The sequence below is a fragment of the Amycolatopsis sp. genome, from assembly GCF_036008905.1.
In the GTDB taxonomy this organism is placed as follows: domain Bacteria; phylum Actinomycetota; class Actinomycetes; order Mycobacteriales; family Pseudonocardiaceae; genus Amycolatopsis.
Genome location: NZ_DASYMU010000040.1, coordinates 85,782 through 105,743, shown reverse-complemented (window position 1 = coordinate 105,743; position 19,962 = coordinate 85,782). Strand labels below are relative to the sequence as shown.

Genomic DNA, 19,962 nt, shown 5'->3' with positions numbered 1-19,962 from the left:
TGCCGCCCTCGTTGCCCTGGTTGACCGTGATACTCGCCTGCGCTGGAGGATGTGGATGGCCGCCTATCAGACCGTCGTCGTTGGTACCGATGGATCGGATTCGTCGTTCGCCGCCGTGGACCGGGCGGCCGGGGTGGCGGCCGATTCCGGCGCCACGCTGGTGATCGCCTGCGCCTACTACCCGGCGAGCAAGAACGACGTCGACAAGGCACAGGACGTGCTGCGCGACGAGGCTTACCAGGTGGTCGGCTCGGCCCCGGCCGAAGACACCCTGCAGGACGCGCGGGACAGGGCCATCAAGCGCGGCGCGACGAAGATCGAGACCGTCCCGGTGGTCGGCGATCCCGTCGAATCGCTGCGCAAGGTGGTCTCGGACCACTCCGCCGACCTGCTGGTCGTCGGGAACCGCGGCCTCAACACCCTGGCCGGGCGCATCCTGGGCTCGGTGCCGTCGGAGGTCGCCCGCAAGTCCGGGGTCGACGTCCTGATCGTGCACACCACCTAGCGCCGTGTCCGACGCCGGGGACGAAGCGTCGTCGTCCGATGACCTGCAGCAGCGGCTCGAACGCATCCTGCTCGGCGGTAAGCGGAAGTACACCCGGCTCGACGTCGTCGCGAAGACCGGCGTCCCCGAGGAGCGCGCCCGCAGGCTGTGGCGCGCCCTCGGGTTCGCCACCGTCGAGGACGACGAAGTCGTGTTCACCGACGCCGACCTCGAAGCGATCCGCATCTCCGACCAGCTCGTGCAGGCGGGACTGATCGAGGCGGACATCGAGGTCTCGGTGACGCGCACGCTGGGCCAGCATCTGTCGAGGCTCGCCGAATGGCAGGTCCACATGCTGTTCACGCTCATCACCGAGAACCAGGAACTCGGGAAGAACGAACGGCAGATCGCCCGGCTCGTCGACAGGCTGCTCCCCGAGCTCGAACGCGTCCAGAACTTCGTCTGGCGACGCCACCTCGCCGCCTACGCCGGTCGCGCGCTGGCGGCTCCCGAGGAAGACCTCGAAGCGCGCACCGAGGTGGTCGGCTTCGTCGACATGGTCGGTTACACCCGGCTGACCAGGCGCATCGACGAAGCCGAACTCAGCGCGATCCTCGACGGGTTCGAAACGCTCGCCACCGAGGTGATCGCCGACCACCACGGCCGGGTCGTCAAGATGATCGGCGACGAAGTCCTGTTCGTGGCCGACTCGGCGACCGACGCCGCCGAAATCGCACTGACGCTGACCGAGCGGACCAGTGCCGACGACACGCTGCCCGACGTCCGTGCCGGGATGGCGTCCGGCCGGATCCTCAGCCGCTTCGGCGACGTCTACGGCTCGGTGGTCAACCTCGCCAGCCGCCTGACCTCGGTCGCCCGGCCGGGCACCATCCTGGTGGACAAGGCGCTCGCCGCCGAGTTGGCCGACAACCCCGCGTACGAACTCCGCGCACGCCGCCCTGTCGCCGTCCGCGGCTACAACCGCCTGCGCCCGTCCGCCCTGCGCCGCGCGCGAGACCAGCCCACCGGCCTCTTCGCGACGTCCCAGCAGCTCGCCGCCGAGATGATGGGCCTGGAACCCGAACCCCGTCGCCGCCGCTAGAAGCGCGACGACGACGGGTTCGATCTGGACCGACAGCCCTACGCGCACCACACGGTGAAGTCGTGATCAGCCGAATAGCGCAACTGCACGACGCGACATCCCCCGCCGATCGAGATGGGTCCCGGCTGATCCGGGTTGATGTCCTTCAACCCTTTCTGCACGCTGGTGTACTCCGGGGTGTTCTGGCCGTTGTTGTCCTTCACCGCCGCGATGTTCAGGATCTGGACCGTGCGGCCGAATCCGGCGGAAACGAACAACAGCGTCTTCCCATTGCAGGGCACGGAAATGTAGTCGTCCTTGGACGCGGGCACGATCATCGGTTCTTCCTCCTCGGGTTCGGGCGCCAGTGGCACCGCGGGCAGGCGGACGGCGACTTCGGCCACCTTCGCCGCGGAAACGTTGATCTCGAAATGCATGTCGTCGCGGTTGCCGGTGTAGTCGCCACCCCAACGCACCGCCCCGCCGACTTCGGCGAGAATCTCGCGGATGACACCACGCTGCGCGGGCGTGAACGTGTCCCGTTTGCCGTACGGATGCCTCGGCGCGTTGATGTCGATCGCCGTGCCACTGGCGTGGTTCGACAACGACCCGCCGCCAGTCACCGGGCGATGGTTGTATCCCCAGCACCACCCGGGTACGAGCGGCTCCACCCGCGCGTGGATCTGCTCGGCGACATACCTGAGCACGTCCGACACCTCACCGCGCCGTACGCCACCGGGAAAGGTGACGCCGGCGACGCTGAACCCCCGGTCGAGCGCTCCGGTATCCCCCGCGATCCAGCCATTCTGTGACTTCCCCATGGTCAGCCTCCCGAAACAGCGCGTCCACCCGGGACGATTCCGCCGCGCGCTTTCCTTTTCAGAGCACGGTTCCCCTCGAACATTCCGCACTCACCCCCTTCATGTCACTATTTCGAAGCCGCGCGTTTAGCGCAACGAAATAATGCTTTCGTACCAAACGGGGTACTTTCAGTGACCGAAAGGGCGGACAAACGGGCAGACAAACGGCTCAGCCCCGCCCAAGTGCAATCCACGCACACTCAAACGCGTTCTGTGCACACCCGAACGCAGACTGTGGACACCCGAACGCGGTCCACGCTCACCCGTTCACCCGATGGCGGCACACAACCCAATCCTGGTAACGACACCCAGCCCCTTGGCGACTCTCCAGCACCATCGCGCCAAGATCGACGTCAGCACCGGGAGTCCCATTGTGAACCGTTTCACTGTCGCCGCTGCAGCCCTGCTCGCCGCTTGCGGTGCACTTCTCGGCGGATGTTCCAGTCCCACTACCGGATCCGCTATCGGCCCGGATTGCGAGAAGTACCCGTACTCGGTCGGCTGCCCCACGCCGAAATCCACGTACACGCCGTCGACGTCCACAACGCAGCCGACTCTTCCGGCGCTGGACGTCGCGGCGGCAAGACAGGTGAAAACCGAGGACTTCACACTGACACTGAACGTGCTTAGCAAGAAGTGCTTCGGCTCTGCCGGGTGCCTGCTGACCTACGCCATCGATCCCGTTTACGCCGGAAGCACTCCGTTGACTTCCCAGGAGTACACCGTGACCTACCAGGTGACCGGCGGCAAGGACGGCCCGCAGATCAACTCTTTCACCGGCGTCGGCGAACAAATCAGATACGACAAGGAAGAAAGTATCCAGACCTCGTCGAGCAAAGCCACCCTCAAGGTCGAGGTAACGAACGTGCTGAACCGGAGTTGATCAATTCCGGTCAGGTGTTTCCGCGCACAGAATGCACTCGGGCGTGCATGGAGTGCACTTGGGTGTACGCAGGCTGCACTCAGGCGGGGAGGACGGCGTACTGGCGTAGGTAGAGGTCGGTGTAGGTGACGGGGCCTCGGGGGCCGGGGGTGCGGTCGAGGTTGATGCCGGTCTCGGGGACGGCGAGGAGCTTGAAGCCGTCGAGGAGGCGGGTGGGGGCGTTCCAGAAGACGCCAGTGCCGGTGTAGCCGTCGAAGAAGGCTTCGGCGGCGGAGGCGTCTTCGGTGGCGATACCGGCGGCGAGGCCGGAGGTCTGGTCGTTGGCGATCGCGACGGCTTCGGCGAGGTTTTCGACCTTCGCGACGGTGACGGTGGCTTCACGGTCCGAGTCGAGCGCCCACTCGTAGCCGATCGCGTGGTCGTGCGGGGCGAGCGACGGCTTCACGCCGCGCTCGTCGAGCGCGGAAGTGACCAGCGGCCAGACGGCGTCGTGCACGTCGGCGTGGATGAGCAGCAGGTTCAGGCGGTTGCAGACGCCGAGGCGGTCGAGGCTGTCCGAGACGAGCGTGCGCACCTTTTCGGCGTTGGCCCCGGCGTCTACGTAGAGGACACCGCCGCCGTCGGCGTGCGCGAGGGTGCCGACCCCGTGCAGCGCGGCTTCACGGGCGAGGGCGCGCGTGCTGTCGCCACTGCCGCGCAGGATCACCAGCGGCACGAGATCGGGCAGCGACACCAGCGCCGCCGCCGCTTCGCGCTCGACCCGCGGCACGAGCTGGATGACGTCGGCGTCGATCCCGGCCTCGGTCAGCGCGGGCGAGACGACAGCCTCGAGCAGGCGCTGCGCGGAACCCAGCGCGGCGGAGCCGGTGCGCAGCACGCCGCCGTTGCGCGACTTCACCAGCTGGGACGCGATGTCCACGGTGACGTTCGGCCTGGCCTCGTAGTTCGCGCCGATCACCCCGACCGGACGCCGCCGCTCGACGAGCTTCAGGCCACCGTCCAATGTGGACACATCAAGGGACCGCTCCTGGTGCGGCGCCCCGGCGAGGATGCGCAGCTGCTCGGCCATGCCGGCCAGCCGCTCCTCGGTGATGGTGAGCCTGTCCAGCAGGCCGGCACTCATCCCCTCCTCACGAGCCTTGGCGACATCGGCGCGGTTGGCTTCGAGCACGACTTCACGCTGGGAGACGAGCCGCTCGGCCATCGCACCGAGCGCTGCGTCGATAGCCTGCTCGGACGCCGTGGCCAGCGACGGCGCGGCACGCTTCGCCGCACGGGCGCACTCTTCGACAGCCTTCGCCACGACGTCCATTTTGACTCCCTACGCCCGAAACACGTGCCCACCAGTGTGCCGCACCACGCGGGGCTTACTTGACCGTGGGCTCCATCAGCCAGAGTCCGCCCATGATCAGGCAGCTGACCGCGACCACGCCGAGGATCAGCACCCAGAGCACGGCGGGCACCCCGGTGAGCCGCGCGAGCTGATCCGCGTCGGAATCACGCGCCGACCCACGGCGGCGTTTCAGCTGCAGCTCGAGCACCGGGCGCACCCCGCCGAAGAGCAGGAACCACGTCATCGCATAGACGAACGAGGCCTGCACCCCGACCGGCGCGAGCAGGGCGACCACGGCCAGCACCCCGGCCGTCACCAGCACGGCGAACACCCCGTAGGCGTTGCGCACCATGATCAGCACCGCCACGAGGAGCAATGCGGCCAGGATGAGCAACGCCGAGACCAGGTTCGCCGCGAGCAGCGCCGCGAAGGCGAGCCCGAGCAGCGACGGCGCCGTGTACCCGGCGAGCGCTGTGAGCACCATGCCCGGCCCCGCGGGCCGGCCGCGCGAAACCGTCACGCCCGAGGTGTCCGAGTGCAGCTGAATACCCTGCAGACGGCGGCCGACGAGCACGGCTACCAGCGCGTGCCCGGCTTCATGGACGATCGTGATCACGTTGCGGGCGAGCCGCCACGGCGATCCGGACAGCACAAGGATCAGCGCCACACCGCCCGTCACCAGGGGAAGCAGGCCCGCGGGGTCGGGTTGGGTGTTGAAGAGGTCGGTCAGGCCGGACGGCGAATTCACCCGGGAAGCTCACCACAGTGCCGGTCGGGTGCCGGTTAGGAGGGCATCATCGGGCGCCTGCCTTTCGGATTTCGCCGATCCTCCGCTCGCGGTCACTCCGCAACAGCAAGGCCACCCAGCTCCGGTACGGCCGCCACCCTTCGGAGATCTCCTCCAGTTCCGCGACGCCGGCCCCTTCGACGTCATAGGCAAGCCGCATCTCCGCGTGTAGCCGCGGTTCGTCACGCGGGAAGAAATCGGGATGTCCCGCTCCCCTGATCAGGATCAGCTGCGCGGAAAAAGGTCCGATCCCCGGCAGTTTCTGCAGCTGCGCCAACGCTTGTTCGGCCGTCATGGAGCGCAAAAGGTTCGCGTCGAGCCTGCCGTCCCTGGCGGCCTCGGCGATGGAGTTCAGCTGCGCCACCTTCGCCGGGAGCAAATCGCGATGCGGTTCCGTGGCGAGCAGATCCTCCGGCGCGGGAAACGCGATGAGCCGCCGGTGGTCCACCTCGACGACTTCGCCCGCCCGCTCGGCGATCTGCTGTTTGACCCTGGCCGCCTGCGCGATCCGGATACGGTTCCCGATGATCGCCCAGCAGGCCGCCTCATACGGCGAATGGAACAGGACCGGCCGCAATCCGGGGTAGCGCGACCGCAACCGCCTCACCACCGGATCGGCTTCACCCAGCCGAGAAAACCCCGACCCGTCGACGTCGAGCGAAAGAATGCGGCGTACCTGCACGAGTGCGGCGGGCGCGACCTGGGCCGTCGCGTGGACCTCCACCTCGACCGAGCGCGTCCCCTTGCCGCGCACGACGGCGCCCGCGTACTCCCAGCCGCCCTCCACCGGAAACGCCATGCGAAGGACGCCGGCCTCCTCCTCGGCGTCCTCGCGGGCGGCGGGCGTGAAGCCCTTGAGGAAGCGGATCGACTCACCCAGCTCGAACGGCCCCAGCGCCTGGATCTCGGCGACCAGGGCCGGCTGTCTCGACAGGATGTTGATCATGGAAGTTCTCCCCTCAGCGGATGTGATGACTTCGACGCTAGGCGGGGGCACCGACATTCTCGGGGCGCCGGTGGCATACTGCCGGTATCTGAACCCGCGTGCCGAGGGAGCTGTCAGTGCCGACAAGCCGCCCAACCGCCCAAGAACGCCTGCTGGGATTGCTGAAGGAAAAGCCCGAAGAAGCCGGGCCCGCGCTTTTCGATCAGCACTACCTCGATCTGCTGGGCGCGTCGGAGCAGGCGGGACCGCCCACCGGGCTGGCCCAGCGGTTGATGCGAACGTCGCTGGTGCCAACCATCTACGAGCACTATTGGCGCCCGGCGCTGGGCCGTGTCGCCAAGGGACTGAGCGGACCGAGCATGGCAGGCGAGGTCGCCATCGCGACGAATCTGCTGGGCCTGGAGCCCGGCTCTTCGGTCCTCGACGTCGCCTGCGGCACCGGCCGGTTCACCCGCGCGTTCGGCGCCGCCGTGGGACCGGACGGGCTTTCCGTCGGGCTGGACGGCTCGCGCACCATGCTGGCGCGGGCGCTGGGCTCCGGCGACACGAACGGACCGGTCACGTACCTGCGAGCCGACGCGGTCGCGCTGCCGTTTCGTCCGTCCACAATGGACGCGATCTGCTGCTTCGCGGCGTTGCACATGTTCGCCGATCCGGACGCCGCCCTCGATTCGTTCACCTCCGTGCTCAAGCCGGGCGGCCGTGTCGTGCTCCTGACCAGCGCGCGACGCGCCTGGCAGCCGATGCGGCTCGTCGACACCCTCGGCGGCATCGCCAGCGGACAGCGGATGTTCGAGCGCGGCGAGATCGGCGAGAAGCTGCGAACTCGCGGCTTCACCGAAATCAGCGTGCGCTACGCCGGGATAACGCAGATCGTGGCGGGGTCGCGCCGGGTTACCATCGCGGGGTGATCCACACCACGCCGGTCCCGCCCGACCACAGCTACCTCAACGTCCTCACCAGCGCGACCTCCGAAGCCGTCGCGGCCGCCGAGCCCATCGGGTCGGCGTACGCGGGCGCGTCCGGAACGACCCGGCAGAAGGCCGGCTCGGCGGTGCGCGAACGGGCCGGCGGCCTGGTCTCGCTCAGCCAGGACCTGCACGCCCATCCCGAGGAAGGCTTCGCCGAGCACCGGTCGGTCCGCGCGCTCGCGTCGTTCCTTGAAGAAAACGGACACACCTCACAGATCGGCATCGGCGGCCTCGACACCGCGTTGATCGCGAGCACCCCGCACACCGGCGGGCCGCATATCGCCGTGCTCGCCGAGTACGACGCGCTGCCCGGCATCGGCCACGGCTGCGGGCACAACATCATCTGTTCCACGGCCGCCGGCGGTTTCCTCGGCGCCGCGGCTGTCGCCGAGGAGCTCGGCGGGCGGGTATCGCTGATCGGCACCCCGGCCGAAGAAGGCGGCGGTGGCAAGGAAACCCTCGCCCGCGCCGGGATCTTCGACGACGTCGACGCGGTGGTGATGCTGCACCCGTTCAGCCACGACATCGCGATGCACCCGTTCCTCGGGCGGCGTCAGCTGGAGATGGTCTTCCACGGCGTCACCGCGCACGCGTCGGCGCAGCCGTTCATGGGCCGCAACGCCCTCGACGCCGCAGTCGCGGCGTACCAGGGGGTTTCGATGCTGCGGCAGCAGCTGCCGTCGAGCGACCGCGTGCACGGCATCTTCTCCGACGGCGGCGCCCGGCCGAACGTGATCCCCGAACGCGCGGCACTGCTGTTCTACCTGCGCTCCACCGATCCCGAGACGCTGCGCGACCTCGCGGACCGGCTTTCCCGGATCGCGCACGGCGCCGCCGAGATGACAGGCTGCGCCGTCGAACTCCTCTGGGACACCTTGCCGCCGTACCTTCCGATCCGCTTCAACACCGCGCTCGCGGGCCGCTGGGCGGTCAACCAGGAGCCCACCGGACGCAAGCCGTTGCCGCCGGGGATCGTGCCGGACTTCCTGACCGGGTCGACCGACTTGGGAAACCTCTCTTATCGCATGCCCGCGATCCACCCGATGATCGCCGTGTCCGGGCCGACGGTCGCCTTGCACACCAAGGAGTTCGCCGCCGCGGCCGGGTCGGGCGACGGCGACCGCGCGGTCGTGGACGGGGCGCTGGGACTGGCACTGACGGCCGTCGACTACTTGGGGGACAAGGAATTGCGGGAAGCCACGCACGCGGAGTTCGAGGCGTCCGGAGGTGCCCTCGACGTCCCGGCTTTCTTCGACTGAGTCTCAGCTGATTCTTATCAGGAAACACCAAGGGAAACCCACAGGTGGCTCACAAGTAGCGGCGCGAAACTTGTCCCATGACCGAGAACGAGAGTCGGCCCGGCCCCGCCTCTACTGGTGGGCACCAGCCGCCACACCCCAGCTACGCGCCTTACTACGGCTACCCGCAGCAGCAGCCGCCCGTCAACCCACTCTTCCAGCAAGCGCCGCCCCCGAAGCGGAAGAAAAGTGGCAGGGTCGCCGTGATGGTCAGCGCGACAGCGCTCGCGGCGGCACTGGTCGGCGGCATCAGCGGAGCCGCGATCGTGGGACTGGACGGGAGCACCAGCGCGTCCGGCGGCACGAGCCTGTCCGCGGCCGCGACGGGCCAGCAGGTCTCGAACACCGGGATCACCGACGTCTCGAACATCGCGGCGAAGGTCCTGCCCAGTGTCGTCCAGGTCAACGTGACCACCAGCCAGGGCGAGGCCATCGGCTCCGGGGTCATCCTGACCGCCGACGGCCGGATCCTGACCAACGCGCACGTCGTCGGCGGCGCACAGGGTGACGTCACCATCGTGCTCTCGGACGGCACGAAGTACCAGGCGAGCGTGGTCGGCGCGGACACGAAGGCCGACATCGCGGTACTGCAGGCGAAGAACGCCAGCGGTCTGACGCCGGCGACACTCGGCGACTCCAGCAAGCTCGCCGTCGGCTCCGAAGTCGTCGCCATCGGCTCCCCCGGTGGCCTGCAGAACACCGTGACCTCGGGCATCGTGAGCGCGCTGAACCGGAACCTGTCGGATATCGGCGGCGGGCAACAGCAGCAGTCGCCGTACAACCGCACCACGAACCAGCAGAGCGACAGCCCCAGTTACACCGCCATCCAGACCGACGCGTCGATCAACCAGGGCAACTCCGGTGGCCCGCTGGTCAACGCCGCCGGTGAGGTCATCGGGATCAACTCGGCGCTCTACAACCCGTCGGCGTCCGCGAGCGGCTCGGCAGGCAGCGTCGGCATCGGTTTCGCGATCCCCATCAACGACGCGAAGACGATCATCAACCAGATCACCGGTTAGGCCCACCCGTCTCCCGCCCCCTCACACGGAGACCCTCCGCGTCACAGCCCTTCATAAGTGAGCGTGAAGGTGTGGCCGCCATCGTCGTTGACGATCTCGGCCACACCGCTGATGCCGGTGAGTTCGCCGGTGCCCGAGCCGGTCAGGATCGTCCAGCTCGCACCGGCGTCGGACGCGGAGTGGTGCAGGACGAACGTGCCTTTACGGCCCTGCACGGCGACGTCGAACCGCTCGAAAGCGACGTAGGCGCGGGAAATCTCGTTGCCCGCGGCGAGCATCTCAACCGTGCTCGTGCCCTCGATCTCCCCGATGAACGTCTTCGCGATGAGTACCCGGGAGAACTCGACACCGGCCGTCTCGTCGGTCGACTGCGGCTCCCACTTGTCGAGGGTGAACGCGGCGGTGGCGATGCTGACCATGGGAGCTCCTGAGATCGAACGGGCTGATGCAATCAGTCTGCCGGGCATACCTGCCATCTACTATCAGGTATTAAGTCGATCACCACGTCAGAACGCGACACGGGCGAATACGCAGGTGGAGCGCGGTGAAATCACCGGATGGGGTTAGGGTTTCCCGGTGACCGACCACCTAGTCTGGATCGACTGCGAGATGACGGGGCTCGACCTCGGCAAGGACGCCCTGATCGAAATAGCCGCGCTGGTGACCGACTCCGAGCTGAACGTGCTCGGGGAAGGCGTGGACATCGTCATCCACGCCGACGAAGAAGCGCTGGCGAACATGCCCGAAGTGGTCCAGAAGATGCATGCGCACTCCGGGCTCACCGAGGAAGTGCGCAGATCCACCGTGACCCTCGAGGAAGCCGAGCGCAGAGTGCTCGAGTACGTGAAGGCCCACGTGCCCGACCCCAACCAGGCTCCGCTCGCCGGCAACTCGATCGGCACCGACCGCGGTTTCATCACGCGCGACATGCCCGACCTCGACAGCCACCTGCACTACCGGATGGTCGACGTCTCGTCCATCAAGGAACTCGTGCGCCGCTGGTACCCGCGGATCTACTACGCGAAGCCGGAGAAGGGCCTCGCCCACCGCGCGCTCGCCGACATCAAGGAATCCATCGGCGAACTCGACTACTACCGGCGGATAGCGTTCGTCCCGCAGCCCGGCCCGACCACCGAACAAGCCAAGGCAGCGGCGGCTGAAGTGCTGGAACGCCACAGCGGGTAACCCCAGTGCGAACGCCTCAGGAGGCACGCTAGAGTATGCAAGCCGAGGCAATCGGAAACGGTTTCCTCGCATGGTGGGCGTAGCTCAGCTGGTAGAGCACCTGGTTGTGGTCCCGGAGGTCGCGGGTTCAAGCCCCGTCGCTCACCCCACTGGCCCCACCCTGGTCGCCGTTAATCGGCTTCCGGGGTGGGGTCATTGTTGTTTTCTGGGGCCCCCCCCAGACCCCCGGGGTGCGGTACGTCGCTGTTGGCGGCGTGGTGACGTTCACTGTCGGCGGCGTGGTGACGTTGGCTCGTGAGTGGCTACGAGTGTTCTAGCACTTGTAGCCACTCACGAGGGGAGGTCTGGGGTTAGTTGCTGGCTCCGGTGGACTTCCACTCTTCCCACGACATCTGCCAGACGCTCCAGCCGTCGGTCGACTCCAGTTTCGGGCCGCCACTGTTCTGCACGGTGACGATGTCGCCCTTCTTGGAGGTGTCCATCAGCCACTTGGCGTTCTCGGTCGAGAGGTTGATGCAGCCGTGGCTCACGTTGCGCTTGCCCTGCGAGCCGACCGACCACGGCGCCGAATGGTAGAAGATCCCGCTGTTGGACATGCGCACGGCGTAGCGCACGAAGGTGCGGTAGCCGGCGGCACTGTCCGCGGCGACGCCGTAGGTGCTGGAGTCCATCGTGTAGCCGTCGGGGTGCTCGTTCATCAGCGTGTACGTGCCGGCGGGCGTGTTGTGCCCCGGCTTGCCCATGGAGATCGGGACGGTCTTGACCTCCTGGTCGTTGACCTTGATCGACATCTGGTGGCTGCCGCCGTCGGCGAGCGCCTCGACCTTGTCGCCGATAGCACCCGTGACGGCCTTGTCCTCACGCCCGAACGTGCCGCCGCCGAGGTTCTTGCCGTAGATCGCCGCGTTGACGCTGATCTTGGTCCCGGACTTCCAGTACTCCTTGGGCCGCCAGGTCACCGACTTGTCGCCGAACCAGTGGAAAGCACCCTCGGTCTGCGGCTCGGTGACGATCTTGATCGCCTTCTCCGCCGCGGCCTTGTCCGGGACCTTGCCGGAGAAGGTGAAGATCAGCGGCATGCCCACGCCGACCGTCTCGCCGTCGACCAGGTTGACCGACACCGAGACCTGCCGCGCCGGCGGCTTGACCGTGGTGAACGTCGAGGTGGCCGTCACGGGCTTGCCATCGGTGCCGGTGGCCGTCGCGTTGACGGTGTAACTCTTGTTGTAACCGAGCGGTTCGGCCGACTCCCAGCCCGTGCCGTCTTCCTTGGCCTTGCCCGCGACCGGCTTGCCGTCGGAGTTGGTCAGCTTGACCTCGCCGACCTTGCCGTCGGTGACCGTGATGGACACCGGCTCACCGGGCGAGACGTCGGCGGCACCGGAAGCAGGCACCAGCGCGAGCACCGCGGGCTTGGCCGGCGGCGCAGCGGACGTCGGCGCCGGGTTGCCCGGCCCTGCGGCCGGACCGGGCTTGTCATCCGATCCGCTGCAGCCGGCGACCATGAGCCCGGCCACGAGTAGCAGGATCGGAACCCGCACCCGCCTAACGCCACCCCGCACCCTCATGAACACCGCCCGTTTCGTGTCGAGATAACCCCATGTGTCCTGACAAACCTGAACACAGTGTGCCCGACCGGCCCATCTGCGTGTGCAAGTACGGCCCAGAGTGTCCTCGCCGTTACTTGGGACCCCCTCGCGCGAGCCCCGGAAGCCCCGTGTTAATCTTTTCCACGTCGCCGAGGGAAACCTTAAGTGACAAGCACGCGCCATTAGCTCAATTGGCAGAGCAGCTGGCTCTTAACCAGCGGGTTCGGGGTTCGAGTCCCTGATGGCGCACCGTAAGAATCAAAGCCCACCAACGATAATTCCCTACATCGGGGATTTCATTGGTGGGCTTTGTTGATGCGTAAGCCCGAAGTAGGGCCGCTGTGTGGCCGGCTGAGGATCGCGCCGGTTCTGCTGGACCGCAGCCCTGCCCGGCGAACGGGGACACCTTCGGGCTGCGACCGAATGTCGTATTGGACCTGAATATTCGTTGGCCATGGTCATAGCCGGCACGCCGGTCAGCGTGCCAATCGCGCCATGAGTGGTCTGCGGGCGAGGTCAAATGGGGTGTTGATGAGCTTGCTGAGGGCGTGCATCGCACTCCGCGTTCTACGGTGGTGATGTGAATGACGAGCTTCGGTCGGAGGATGCGGCGGGGCTTGCGGAGGAGATTGCGGATCTTCGTGGACTGACTACGCGCCTGCAGGCGGAGAACGCGCGGTTGTTGCGCCTGCTGGAGTTGACGCCGAAGCAAGCCGCCCCTCCTGGCCCCGTGCAAACGGGCTTCTTTGAAGCCCCGCCAGGCCCGGTCGGTCGGCAATCATCACCTGAGGCGAAGGTCGACTTCTTCGGAGCACTCTTCGCGGCCCGCACCGACCTCTACGCCGTCCGGTGGGAAAACGCACGTACCGGTAAGGCCGGTTGGCTACCGGCTGTCCGTGGTGGATGGCGCAAGGGAATGCGGCACGAGGACCGGAATTATTTGCCGCTCACCAGAGAAGTCCTTCGCTCCCACCTATCCGGTGAGACGCATATCGGACTGTATCCACTGCTCGACGGTGATCTGTGCAACTGGCTGGCGGCCGACTTCGACGGGCAGGCAGCATTACTGGACGCCTTGGCGTACCTGAAAGCCGCCCGGACGTGGTCGGTCCCGGCAGCGCTGGAAGTGTCACGGTCGGGGGTCGGGGCCCACGCGTGGGTCTTCTTCGCCGCACCCGTACCAGCGGAAACCGCCCGGCGCCTCGGCACCGCACTACTGCGAGAGGCGATGGCCGTACGCGGGCACATGGACCTGGCCAGCTACGACCGGCTGTTCCCATCGCAAGACGTGCTGCCGACCGGCGGAGTGGGGAATCTGATCGCCGCCCCACTGCACGGCAAAGCGCGCCGAGACGGGGTGACGGTATTCCTCGATCTGTCCACCATGGAACCGCACGACGATCAATGGGCATTCTTGTCCTCACTGGGCAGGATGACTCCTGGGGAGGTCAACCGGATCTCGCGCCGAGCCGGACGAGTCGTCGTGGGTGCGGGCGTAGACCGGCTTGACGCACCGGTCTCGACCCGGATCCGCGCCACGTCGCCCCCGATCCTGCACGCACGTCTGGCAGCCGGTATCCGGGTGGAGTCGGGTGAGCTGACCCCGGCATTGCACGCGACCCTGAAACACGCGGCTTCCATGCCGAACCCGATCTTCTACGAACGTCAACGGCTGCGTATGTCCACCTGGGACACTCCGCGGTTTCTGCGTAACTACGACGAAACCGTCGACGGCGGGCTCATCCTGCCGCCGTGAATGCCCTCCGCAATGAGGACCTGGGCGTACTGGTCGCACCGCCTGGCGCGGGCAAAACCGTGATCGCCTGCGCCTTGATCGCCGCGCACGCGACGTCGGCACTCGTACTGGTCGACCGTAAGACCCTCGCCGACCAGTGGCGGGAACAAATCGGCGAACTATTAGGGATCAAGGCAGGGCAACTCGGTGGCGGCCGCACAAAGGTCCGGGGCGTCATCGATGTCGCCATGTTGCAAACCCTGGCCCGCAAAGACGACATCGCGTCACTCACCAGCGGCTACGGGCTGGTGGTCGCGGATGAATGCCACCATATCCCCGCCGCGGCGTTCGACAACGCCGTCAAGCAGATAGCGGCACGCCGGTGGATAGGGCTGACCGCGACGCCGTACCGCCGCGACAAGCTCGACGATCTGATCGCCCTCCAACTCGGCCCGATCCGGCACACCATCACACACTCCACACAGGACACTCACGACGACCGGACACCGCGACTGGACCTTCCGCAACCAGGAGCGCCGTCACGACCACAACCGGTACTCCACGTCCACGAGACCGAATTCCGCTACACCGGCGACGCCGAGCCCTCCGCACCCGGCGGAATGGCCGCCATCTACCGAGACCTCGTCGCCGACGATGCCCGCACCACCCAAGTAATCAACGACGTCACCTCAGCGCTGGGCCGCGACAGGCATTGCCTCGTGCTCACCCAATGGACAGCGCCCGTCGACCGATTCGCCGAGGAACTCCGGCAACGTGGACTCGATCCGATCGTGCTTCGCGGGGGCATGAGCGTCAAAGCCAGACGTGCTGCCTTGGCCCGTCTGCAACCGCCAGCTGACGGCTCGTCACTGCTGGTCGTGGCCACTGGCCCGTTCGTCGGCGAAGGATTCGACTGCCCAATCCTGGATGCCCTGTTCCTCGCCGCACCGATCGCCTTCAAGGGACGTCTCGTGCAATACGTCGGACGAATCCTCTGCGGGCACCCGGGAAAGAGCACCGCAGAGGTCCACGACTACCTCGACGTCGACACCGGAGTCCTGGCATCATCCCTCGCCAAACGCGCACCGGGCTACACAAGCCTCGGCTTCCCCGACCCCCGCAAACCACCACCACGACGTTGACCACGTCGCTCAACCGAGCCCGGCGGAGATGCCCGGCGGAGTCACCGTCTCACTTACCGTAACCTGCTTCAATGTTACCTATATGGTAACATTGAAGTAAGTTAACCCTTGATCTCCACATGAAGATTACCGAATGGGTGACATTTGTGTCCCACACGATGCGAACCCTATACGACCTGGCCGAAGCGCATGCAGGCTACTTCACCGCGGCGCAAGCCGTGGCGGCCGGCGTGTCACGCCGTGCGCTATCGGGCCGCGCTCAAGGCGGGGACATCGAGCGCGTGCGCTACGGCTTGTACCGGCTGCGGGACTTCCCCGCCCACCCGTTCGAAGACATCGTCGCTGCCTGCATGTGGGCAGGACCAGACAGCGCGGCAAGCCACGAGACCGCGTTGGTCGTCCATGGCATCTCCGATGCGATGCCGGCGAGCATCCATCTCACCGTCGGCCGCGAGTTCCGTGGGCGCCAGCCCGGCGTAGTGATCCATCACGCACCACTGCCCGAGACAGACCGCGAAATACGGGACAGTGTCCAGGTAACGACAATCGCCCGCACGTTACAAGACGTGGCCGCGTCCAGTGACCCGTCACTGGTCCAGCAGGCGGTGGACCAAGCAGTCGCACGAGGCGCCATGAGTCGCCGCCAACTACGCCGACTCGTCCGCGACACTCCAACGCTCGCACCCATGGTGGTCGACGCATTGGCGGACGAGTAGATGAACGCACAAGACCGCTACCACAATGCAGACGCGTTCGGGTGGCACTCGAACAGCGTCTACGCGCAGAGGCGCAGACGTCCGGGATTCCGCTGAACCGCTTACGCAAGGAATCCGCATTCAACCGGCTGCTGGCCAGACTTGGCCACACAGCACCGGACGTCTGGGCACTGAAAGGCGGACTTGCGCTGATCGCAAGAGTAGGAGCTCAGGTCCGCGGGACAAAAGACGCGGACACCAACTGGCGAGCAACCCGCCAGGACCTCGAAGACGTGCTGTTCGAGATCGAAGACCTCGACCTCCAAGACTGGTTCCGGTTCACCATCGGCGATGCACGCCCCCTGCAGGGCGAAGGCGAGGCCGGCGCGCTGCGCTACTCCGTGACCGTGAACTTGGCCGGACGCGTCTTCGAGCAACTCAGCCTCGACATCAACGTCATCAACCCCGACGACCCGCGCCCCATCGAACTGGTCAAAGCCCAGCGCAATCCATTCGACTTCATCGACGAGCCACTACTCGAAATCCCCATGGTGACACCCGCTCAACAGCTGGCGGAGAAACTCCACGCCTACACCCGCCGGTACTCCGACGAACCCAGTAGCCGCGCCAAGGACCTGTTCGACATGCTGGTAATAGCCGACCAAGTGCGGTTGCCCATCTGCTCGATACTCACCCCCGCGGTACAGCAGACTTTCCAGATTCGCGCCACAGACTGGCCGCCCAAACTTGCCGCACCACCAGCACACTGGGCCGGACCATGGGCCGGATTCACCGCGGACTACCCGCTTCCGTGGCACGATCTGGACAGCGCATTTCTCGCGTTGCGACAGTTCTGGGAACCAATCTTGACAGCAACCGCCGCTACTTCCCCAACGACCTGGGACCGCGACCGATGGGAATGGCTATGAGCGCGCCCGGCATCCAAACGCTGAGGCGCACCACCTTCCAGCCCTGCTAAAGCCCTCAAAGCCCACCAGTAGTTTCCCGGTTTCGGGATCGTACTGGTGGGCTTTGTTGTTATGCGCTCAGCTGTTCGCGCGTTGCCTGGTGGCCGTGGGTAGAAGCGCGATCGACAGCAGCACGATGGCCGACAGGCCGACCACGTTCAGGATCTTGTCGAAGGTGCCGTACATGTGCAGGTGCTGCAGATGGTAGGTCAGGTGCAGCACGTTGAAGGTGAGCCAGGCCAGCCCCGCTGTCCGCACGAGCACGTCGTTGCGGACATAGCGGAGCGCGATCAGGCTCAACACTGTCAGTGCCAGGAACATGGCTCCGGTGTCCTTGGCGAGGTGCTCGTTGAACGGGCCCAGCTGCGGTAGCCAGCTCCGGCCGAAGCCGGGGAATCGGTCGTGCCAATGGCGCGGCGCGAAGTAGGCCCAGAATCCGGTGTACGCACCGACGAGGGCGAGACTGACCAATACGAATCTGCGAACAGTGAGAATCATATCCCTACGACGAGACAGCCCCCGAAAATGTGATGACCCGGCCCTTCAGCGTTTCAGGTGGCGGAGTTTCGCGGGGTTGACCACGGCGTCGATCTCGGTGATCAGTCCGTTGTGGACGGTGAAGGCGAGCACGGTGGTCAACTCGCTTTCTCCCCTTTGGACGACGTAGCGCGGCAACGTGACGTCACATCGATCGGGGCTACGTCGTCCAAGGGGCATGACGAAGAACAAGAAGGAAGACGTTGTTGTCGTGGGTGCCGGATACGCTGGACTGCGGGCGGCTTTGAACCTCGCGCCGCAGGTCAACGTCACCGTGGTCGATCCGGGCGATCGCTTCACCGAACGGGTCCGGCTCCACGAAAAGGCCGCGGGCCGTGCCGATGTCACGCATTCCCTGCGCCGATTCCTGGACCCGGCCGGCGTCACACATATCCCGGCGAAGATCACCCGGATCGACACAGCGTCCGCCCAGGCGCATACCGACGACGGGCAGGTACTCCACTACGACCGGCTGGTGTACGCCCTGGGCAGCCGGACCGCCGCCATCGGCGGACCGGAAACAGAGCGCGTCTATACCACCGAGTCCGCGGCGGAGCTCCACAAGCGACTGCTCGACGGCCCGGGCTCACTCACGGTGGTCGGCGGTGGCCTCACCGGGATCGAACTGGCGACGGAGCTGGCCGAGTTCGACCCGCGCTGGGAAGTCCGGCTGGTGACCGGCGGCGAAATCGCGCCGAGCGTCTCGCAGGCGGGCCGTGCCCACATCCGGTCCGTGCTCCTCGCCAGGGGCGTCCGCATCGAGGAGAACCGCCATGTCACCGATCCCGGCGACATCGAAACGGACGTCGTCGTGTGGTCCGCGTCGATGGTCCCCAACACCGAGCTCGCGATCGACGCCGGACTCACCGCCGAGACGAACGGCCGGATCAAGGTGGACTCGTCGCTGCGTTCCGTTTCGCACCACGGCATCTACGTCGCGGGCGACGCGGCGGCCGCGAGCACCCCGAAGTCCGGTCCGCTGCGGATGGCCTGCGCCACGGCGCTGCCTCTCGGGGCGCATGCCGCCACCTCCGTACTCCGCGACCTACGCGGCGAGGAGCCGCAACCGCTGAAATTCGCCTACGCGGCACAGTGCGTCAGCTTGGGCAGGCATGACGGTTTGTTCCAGCTCGTCCGGGCGGACGATTCGCCTCGCGACCGCATCCTCACCGGGAAACCGGCGGCGGTGGTAAAGGAGCAAGTAGTGCGCACGACAGTCAGGACGATAAGCCTCGCTGCGCGCTTCCCGGCGGTGGCGAAGCTGATACCCGGGACGAACTGAGGCGTTGCAGTTTTGCTACACAGCCATCGCAGTCCGCGCACATGGTTCGCCAAGGCTTGGGGACGTCCTGATCCAGCCTTTCGAACGGAGTTCCCCTCGTGCGTATCCGCACCTGCGTCGTAGCCGGTCTCGCGCTCACCGCACCGGCCATCGCACTGACAGGTTGCGCGAGCCCCTCAGCCTCGCTGTCACTAACCAGTTCGGCCCCGGCCACCGACGACGGAGAGATCACCGAGGGCCTCACCCCCTTCGACACCGGCTATCCCGCGATCCAGAAGCTGGACGCCGGGCTGCTGGCAGCCGTCCAGCGGGCGGCCAGGGACGCGCGGGACCGCGTCGAGTTCATCGTCACCTCGGGCTGGCGAAGCAAGGCGTACCAGCAGCGACTGCTCGACGAGGGTGTCGAGAAGTACGGAAGCCTCGAAAAGGCGAGGGAGTTCGTCAATACGCCGGAAAAATCGGCGCACGTGTCCGGCAAGGCGATCGACATCGGCCCGACCAGGGCCGACGACTGGCTCATCCAGCACGGTTCGGACTACGGCCTGTGCCAGGCGTACGCCAACGAGATGTGGCACTTCGAGCTCCTGACCAGCCCCGGCGGCGAGTGCCCGGCGCCGCTGCCGAACTCCGCGGGATAACGTCAGAAGCTGATGTCACCGTGGATGTCTCCGGCCTGCACGACCTTTCCGCTGACATCACCGGAGATCTGGTTGACCACCTTGCCGCTCTTCGCCTGCTGGCTCACCGAGGCCTTTTCCCACTCCGAACGCAAGGCGGTGGCGAAGTTTTCGTCCGACTTCTCGGTGGTGTCCAGGTGCTCGGCGAGTGCCTGCACCGCTTTCGGGTCTTCGGGTGCCGCCTGGGCGGCTTCCAGCGCGGCTGTCGCGGCCGGGTCCTTGGCGAACTTCCGCCTGACCAGGTCGACGAGACCGACAATGGTCTTGGCCGCGAGCGCAGCCGAAATCGAGATCAGGATCGGTTCTGGCATCGCGGACTTCCTCTACTCGCCGGGCACAACCCTGCCAAGCTAGCAGCCGAAGAGGCCTCGGCGCAGGAGAATCTTTTCAGAAACCTGCAGACCTGACGGTATTTAACAGCAGGGTGGGCGGGGGTGACCCGCCCACCCGCTCGTCTTACATGAAGTGCTGTGAGCCGTTTTTGGCGAAC

At 66.5% G+C, this 19,962-nt stretch carries 21 protein-coding genes and 2 tRNA genes; 15 read left to right on the top strand and 8 right to left on the bottom strand.

Going from position 1 to position 19,962, the window contains the following annotated elements; genetic code table 11:
- Positions 1–55: 55 nt before the first annotated feature.
- Together VGP60_RS07890 and VGP60_RS07885 are read left to right on the top strand one after the other, a co-directional pair.
- Entirely contained in the window at positions 56–505 is a 450-nt protein-coding gene (locus tag VGP60_RS07890) for a universal stress protein (RefSeq protein ID WP_327547220.1), read from the top strand.
- A 4-nt stretch (positions 506–509) separates the two neighbouring features.
- Positions 510–1,586, top strand: coding sequence for an adenylate/guanylate cyclase domain-containing protein (locus VGP60_RS07885; protein WP_327547219.1), 1,077 nt, complete (start codon positions 510–512; stop codon positions 1,584–1,586).
- Between the two features lie 38 nt (positions 1,587–1,624).
- Here the strand turns inward: VGP60_RS07885 and VGP60_RS07880 are convergent, their stop codons facing one another.
- Positions 1,625–2,386: a M15 family metallopeptidase gene (locus VGP60_RS07880; RefSeq protein WP_327547218.1), complete on the bottom strand. Its 762-nt coding sequence runs from the start codon at positions 2,384–2,386 to the stop codon at positions 1,625–1,627.
- Positions 2,387–2,699: 313 nt separating this feature from the next.
- Between VGP60_RS07880 and VGP60_RS07875 the strand changes: the two genes are divergently transcribed.
- A complete protein-coding gene (locus VGP60_RS07875; RefSeq protein WP_327547217.1) occupies positions 2,700–3,308 on the top strand; it encodes a hypothetical protein in 609 nt (202 codons plus the stop codon).
- Positions 3,309–3,387: 79 nt separating this feature from the next.
- On the opposite strand, the gene VGP60_RS07870 is transcribed toward VGP60_RS07875, so the two are convergent.
- The 3 genes from VGP60_RS07870 to VGP60_RS07860 form a co-directional block, all read right to left on the bottom strand.
- Complete coding sequence (locus VGP60_RS07870; RefSeq protein ID WP_327547216.1) at positions 3,388–4,620, bottom strand: aldehyde dehydrogenase family protein; 1,233 nt, start codon at positions 4,618–4,620, stop codon at positions 3,388–3,390.
- A 55-nt stretch (positions 4,621–4,675) separates the two neighbouring features.
- Positions 4,676–5,371: a M50 family metallopeptidase gene (locus VGP60_RS07865; RefSeq protein WP_327547232.1), complete on the bottom strand. Its 696-nt coding sequence runs from the start codon at positions 5,369–5,371 to the stop codon at positions 4,676–4,678.
- A 64-nt stretch (positions 5,372–5,435) separates the two neighbouring features.
- On the bottom strand, positions 5,436–6,374 hold the full coding sequence (locus VGP60_RS07860; RefSeq protein WP_327547215.1) for a DNA-3-methyladenine glycosylase 2 family protein: 939 nt from the start codon (positions 6,372–6,374) through the stop codon (positions 5,436–5,438).
- A gap of 116 nt (positions 6,375–6,490) precedes the next feature.
- On the opposite strand from VGP60_RS07860, the gene VGP60_RS07855 reads away from it, so the two are divergent.
- From VGP60_RS07855 to VGP60_RS07845, 3 genes are all read left to right on the top strand, one after another.
- Positions 6,491–7,285, top strand: coding sequence for a class I SAM-dependent methyltransferase (locus tag VGP60_RS07855; RefSeq protein WP_327547214.1), 795 nt, complete (start codon positions 6,491–6,493; stop codon positions 7,283–7,285).
- Complete coding sequence (locus tag VGP60_RS07850; protein WP_327547213.1) at positions 7,282–8,604, top strand: M20 family metallopeptidase; 1,323 nt, start codon at positions 7,282–7,284, stop codon at positions 8,602–8,604. Before VGP60_RS07855 ends, VGP60_RS07850 begins: the two co-directional genes overlap by 4 nt.
- A 77-nt stretch (positions 8,605–8,681) precedes the next feature.
- Positions 8,682–9,662, top strand: a complete 981-nt coding sequence (locus VGP60_RS07845) for a S1C family serine protease (protein WP_327547212.1) — start codon at positions 8,682–8,684, stop codon at positions 9,660–9,662.
- A gap of 41 nt (positions 9,663–9,703) precedes the next feature.
- Here VGP60_RS07845 and VGP60_RS07840 read toward each other — a convergent pair whose 3' ends face one another.
- A complete protein-coding gene (locus VGP60_RS07840) occupies positions 9,704–10,081 on the bottom strand; it encodes a DUF3224 domain-containing protein (protein WP_327547211.1) in 378 nt (125 codons plus the stop codon).
- Positions 10,082–10,238: 157 nt separating this feature from the next.
- Between VGP60_RS07840 and orn the strand changes: the two genes are divergently transcribed.
- Positions 10,239–10,847 (top strand): oligoribonuclease, encoded by a 609-nt coding sequence (orn, locus tag VGP60_RS07835; RefSeq protein ID WP_327547210.1) that lies wholly within the window; start codon positions 10,239–10,241, stop codon positions 10,845–10,847.
- A 73-nt stretch (positions 10,848–10,920) separates the two neighbouring features.
- A tRNA-His gene (locus tag VGP60_RS07830) sits at positions 10,921–10,996 on the top strand.
- Positions 10,997–11,197: 201 nt separating this feature from the next.
- Here VGP60_RS07830 and VGP60_RS07825 read toward each other — a convergent pair.
- A complete protein-coding gene (locus VGP60_RS07825; protein WP_327547209.1) occupies positions 11,198–12,415 on the bottom strand; it encodes a L,D-transpeptidase in 1,218 nt (405 codons plus the stop codon).
- Positions 12,416–12,612: 197 nt separating this feature from the next.
- Here VGP60_RS07825 and VGP60_RS07820 point away from each other — a divergent pair.
- The 5 genes from VGP60_RS07820 (at position 12,613) to VGP60_RS07800 (ending at position 16,937) form a co-directional block, all read left to right on the top strand.
- Positions 12,613–12,685: transfer RNA gene (locus VGP60_RS07820), tRNA-Lys, on the top strand.
- Positions 12,686–13,016: 331 nt separating this feature from the next.
- Entirely contained in the window at positions 13,017–14,192 is a 1,176-nt protein-coding gene (locus tag VGP60_RS07815; protein ID WP_414640303.1) for a TOTE conflict system archaeo-eukaryotic primase domain-containing protein, read from the top strand.
- Positions 14,189–15,313, top strand: coding sequence for a DEAD/DEAH box helicase (locus VGP60_RS07810; RefSeq protein WP_327547207.1), 1,125 nt, complete (start codon positions 14,189–14,191; stop codon positions 15,311–15,313). The genes VGP60_RS07815 and VGP60_RS07810 overlap by 4 nt, the downstream gene beginning before the upstream one ends.
- A 119-nt stretch (positions 15,314–15,432) precedes the next feature.
- Positions 15,433–16,029, top strand: a complete 597-nt coding sequence (locus VGP60_RS07805; protein WP_327547206.1) for a type IV toxin-antitoxin system AbiEi family antitoxin domain-containing protein — start codon at positions 15,433–15,435, stop codon at positions 16,027–16,029.
- A 41-nt stretch (positions 16,030–16,070) separates the two neighbouring features.
- Positions 16,071–16,937, top strand: a complete 867-nt coding sequence (locus VGP60_RS07800; RefSeq protein ID WP_327547205.1) for a nucleotidyl transferase AbiEii/AbiGii toxin family protein — start codon at positions 16,071–16,073, stop codon at positions 16,935–16,937.
- A 117-nt stretch (positions 16,938–17,054) separates the two neighbouring features.
- Here VGP60_RS07800 and VGP60_RS07795 read toward each other — a convergent pair whose 3' ends face one another.
- Complete coding sequence (locus VGP60_RS07795; protein WP_327547204.1) at positions 17,055–17,447, bottom strand: hypothetical protein; 393 nt, start codon at positions 17,445–17,447, stop codon at positions 17,055–17,057.
- A gap of 244 nt (positions 17,448–17,691) precedes the next feature.
- On the opposite strand from VGP60_RS07795, the gene VGP60_RS07790 reads away from it, so the two are divergent.
- Together VGP60_RS07790 and VGP60_RS07785 are read left to right on the top strand one after the other, a co-directional pair.
- Positions 17,692–18,795 carry an NAD(P)/FAD-dependent oxidoreductase gene (locus VGP60_RS07790; RefSeq protein WP_327547203.1) on the top strand — a complete coding sequence of 368 codons (1,104 nt, stop codon included), beginning with the start codon at positions 17,692–17,694 and terminating at the stop codon, positions 18,793–18,795.
- Between the two features lie 98 nt (positions 18,796–18,893).
- A complete protein-coding gene (locus VGP60_RS07785) occupies positions 18,894–19,433 on the top strand; it encodes a M15 family metallopeptidase (RefSeq protein WP_327547202.1) in 540 nt (179 codons plus the stop codon).
- Positions 19,434–19,435: 2 nt separating this feature from the next.
- Here the strand turns inward: VGP60_RS07785 and VGP60_RS07780 are convergent, their stop codons facing one another.
- On the bottom strand, positions 19,436–19,783 hold the full coding sequence (locus tag VGP60_RS07780) for a hypothetical protein (RefSeq protein ID WP_327547201.1): 348 nt from the start codon (positions 19,781–19,783) through the stop codon (positions 19,436–19,438).
- Between the last annotated feature and the right edge of the window lie 179 nt (positions 19,784–19,962).

Coding starts and splice junctions, on each gene's coding strand:
- VGP60_RS07890 (WP_327547220.1), top strand. CDS start 56: ATGGCCGCCTATCAGACCGTCGTCGTTGGTACCGATGGATCGGATTCG.
- VGP60_RS07880 (WP_327547218.1), bottom strand. CDS start 2,386: ATGGGGAAGTCACAGAATGGCTGGATCGCGGGGGATACCGGAGCGCTC.
- VGP60_RS07875 (WP_327547217.1), top strand. CDS start 2,700: ATGGCGGCACACAACCCAATCCTGGTAACGACACCCAGCCCCTTGGCG.
- VGP60_RS07870 (WP_327547216.1), bottom strand. CDS start 4,620: ATGGACGTCGTGGCGAAGGCTGTCGAAGAGTGCGCCCGTGCGGCGAAG.
- VGP60_RS07860 (WP_327547215.1), bottom strand. CDS start 6,374: ATGATCAACATCCTGTCGAGACAGCCGGCCCTGGTCGCCGAGATCCAG.
- VGP60_RS07845 (WP_327547212.1), top strand. CDS start 8,682: ATGACCGAGAACGAGAGTCGGCCCGGCCCCGCCTCTACTGGTGGGCAC.
- VGP60_RS07840 (WP_327547211.1), bottom strand. CDS start 10,081: ATGGTCAGCATCGCCACCGCCGCGTTCACCCTCGACAAGTGGGAGCCG.
- VGP60_RS07825 (WP_327547209.1), bottom strand. CDS start 12,415: ATGAGGGTGCGGGGTGGCGTTAGGCGGGTGCGGGTTCCGATCCTGCTA.
- VGP60_RS07805 (WP_327547206.1), top strand. CDS start 15,433: ATGAAGATTACCGAATGGGTGACATTTGTGTCCCACACGATGCGAACC.
- VGP60_RS07790 (WP_327547203.1), top strand. CDS start 17,692: ATGACGAAGAACAAGAAGGAAGACGTTGTTGTCGTGGGTGCCGGATAC.
- VGP60_RS07780 (WP_327547201.1), bottom strand. CDS start 19,783: ATGCCAGAACCGATCCTGATCTCGATTTCGGCTGCGCTCGCGGCCAAG.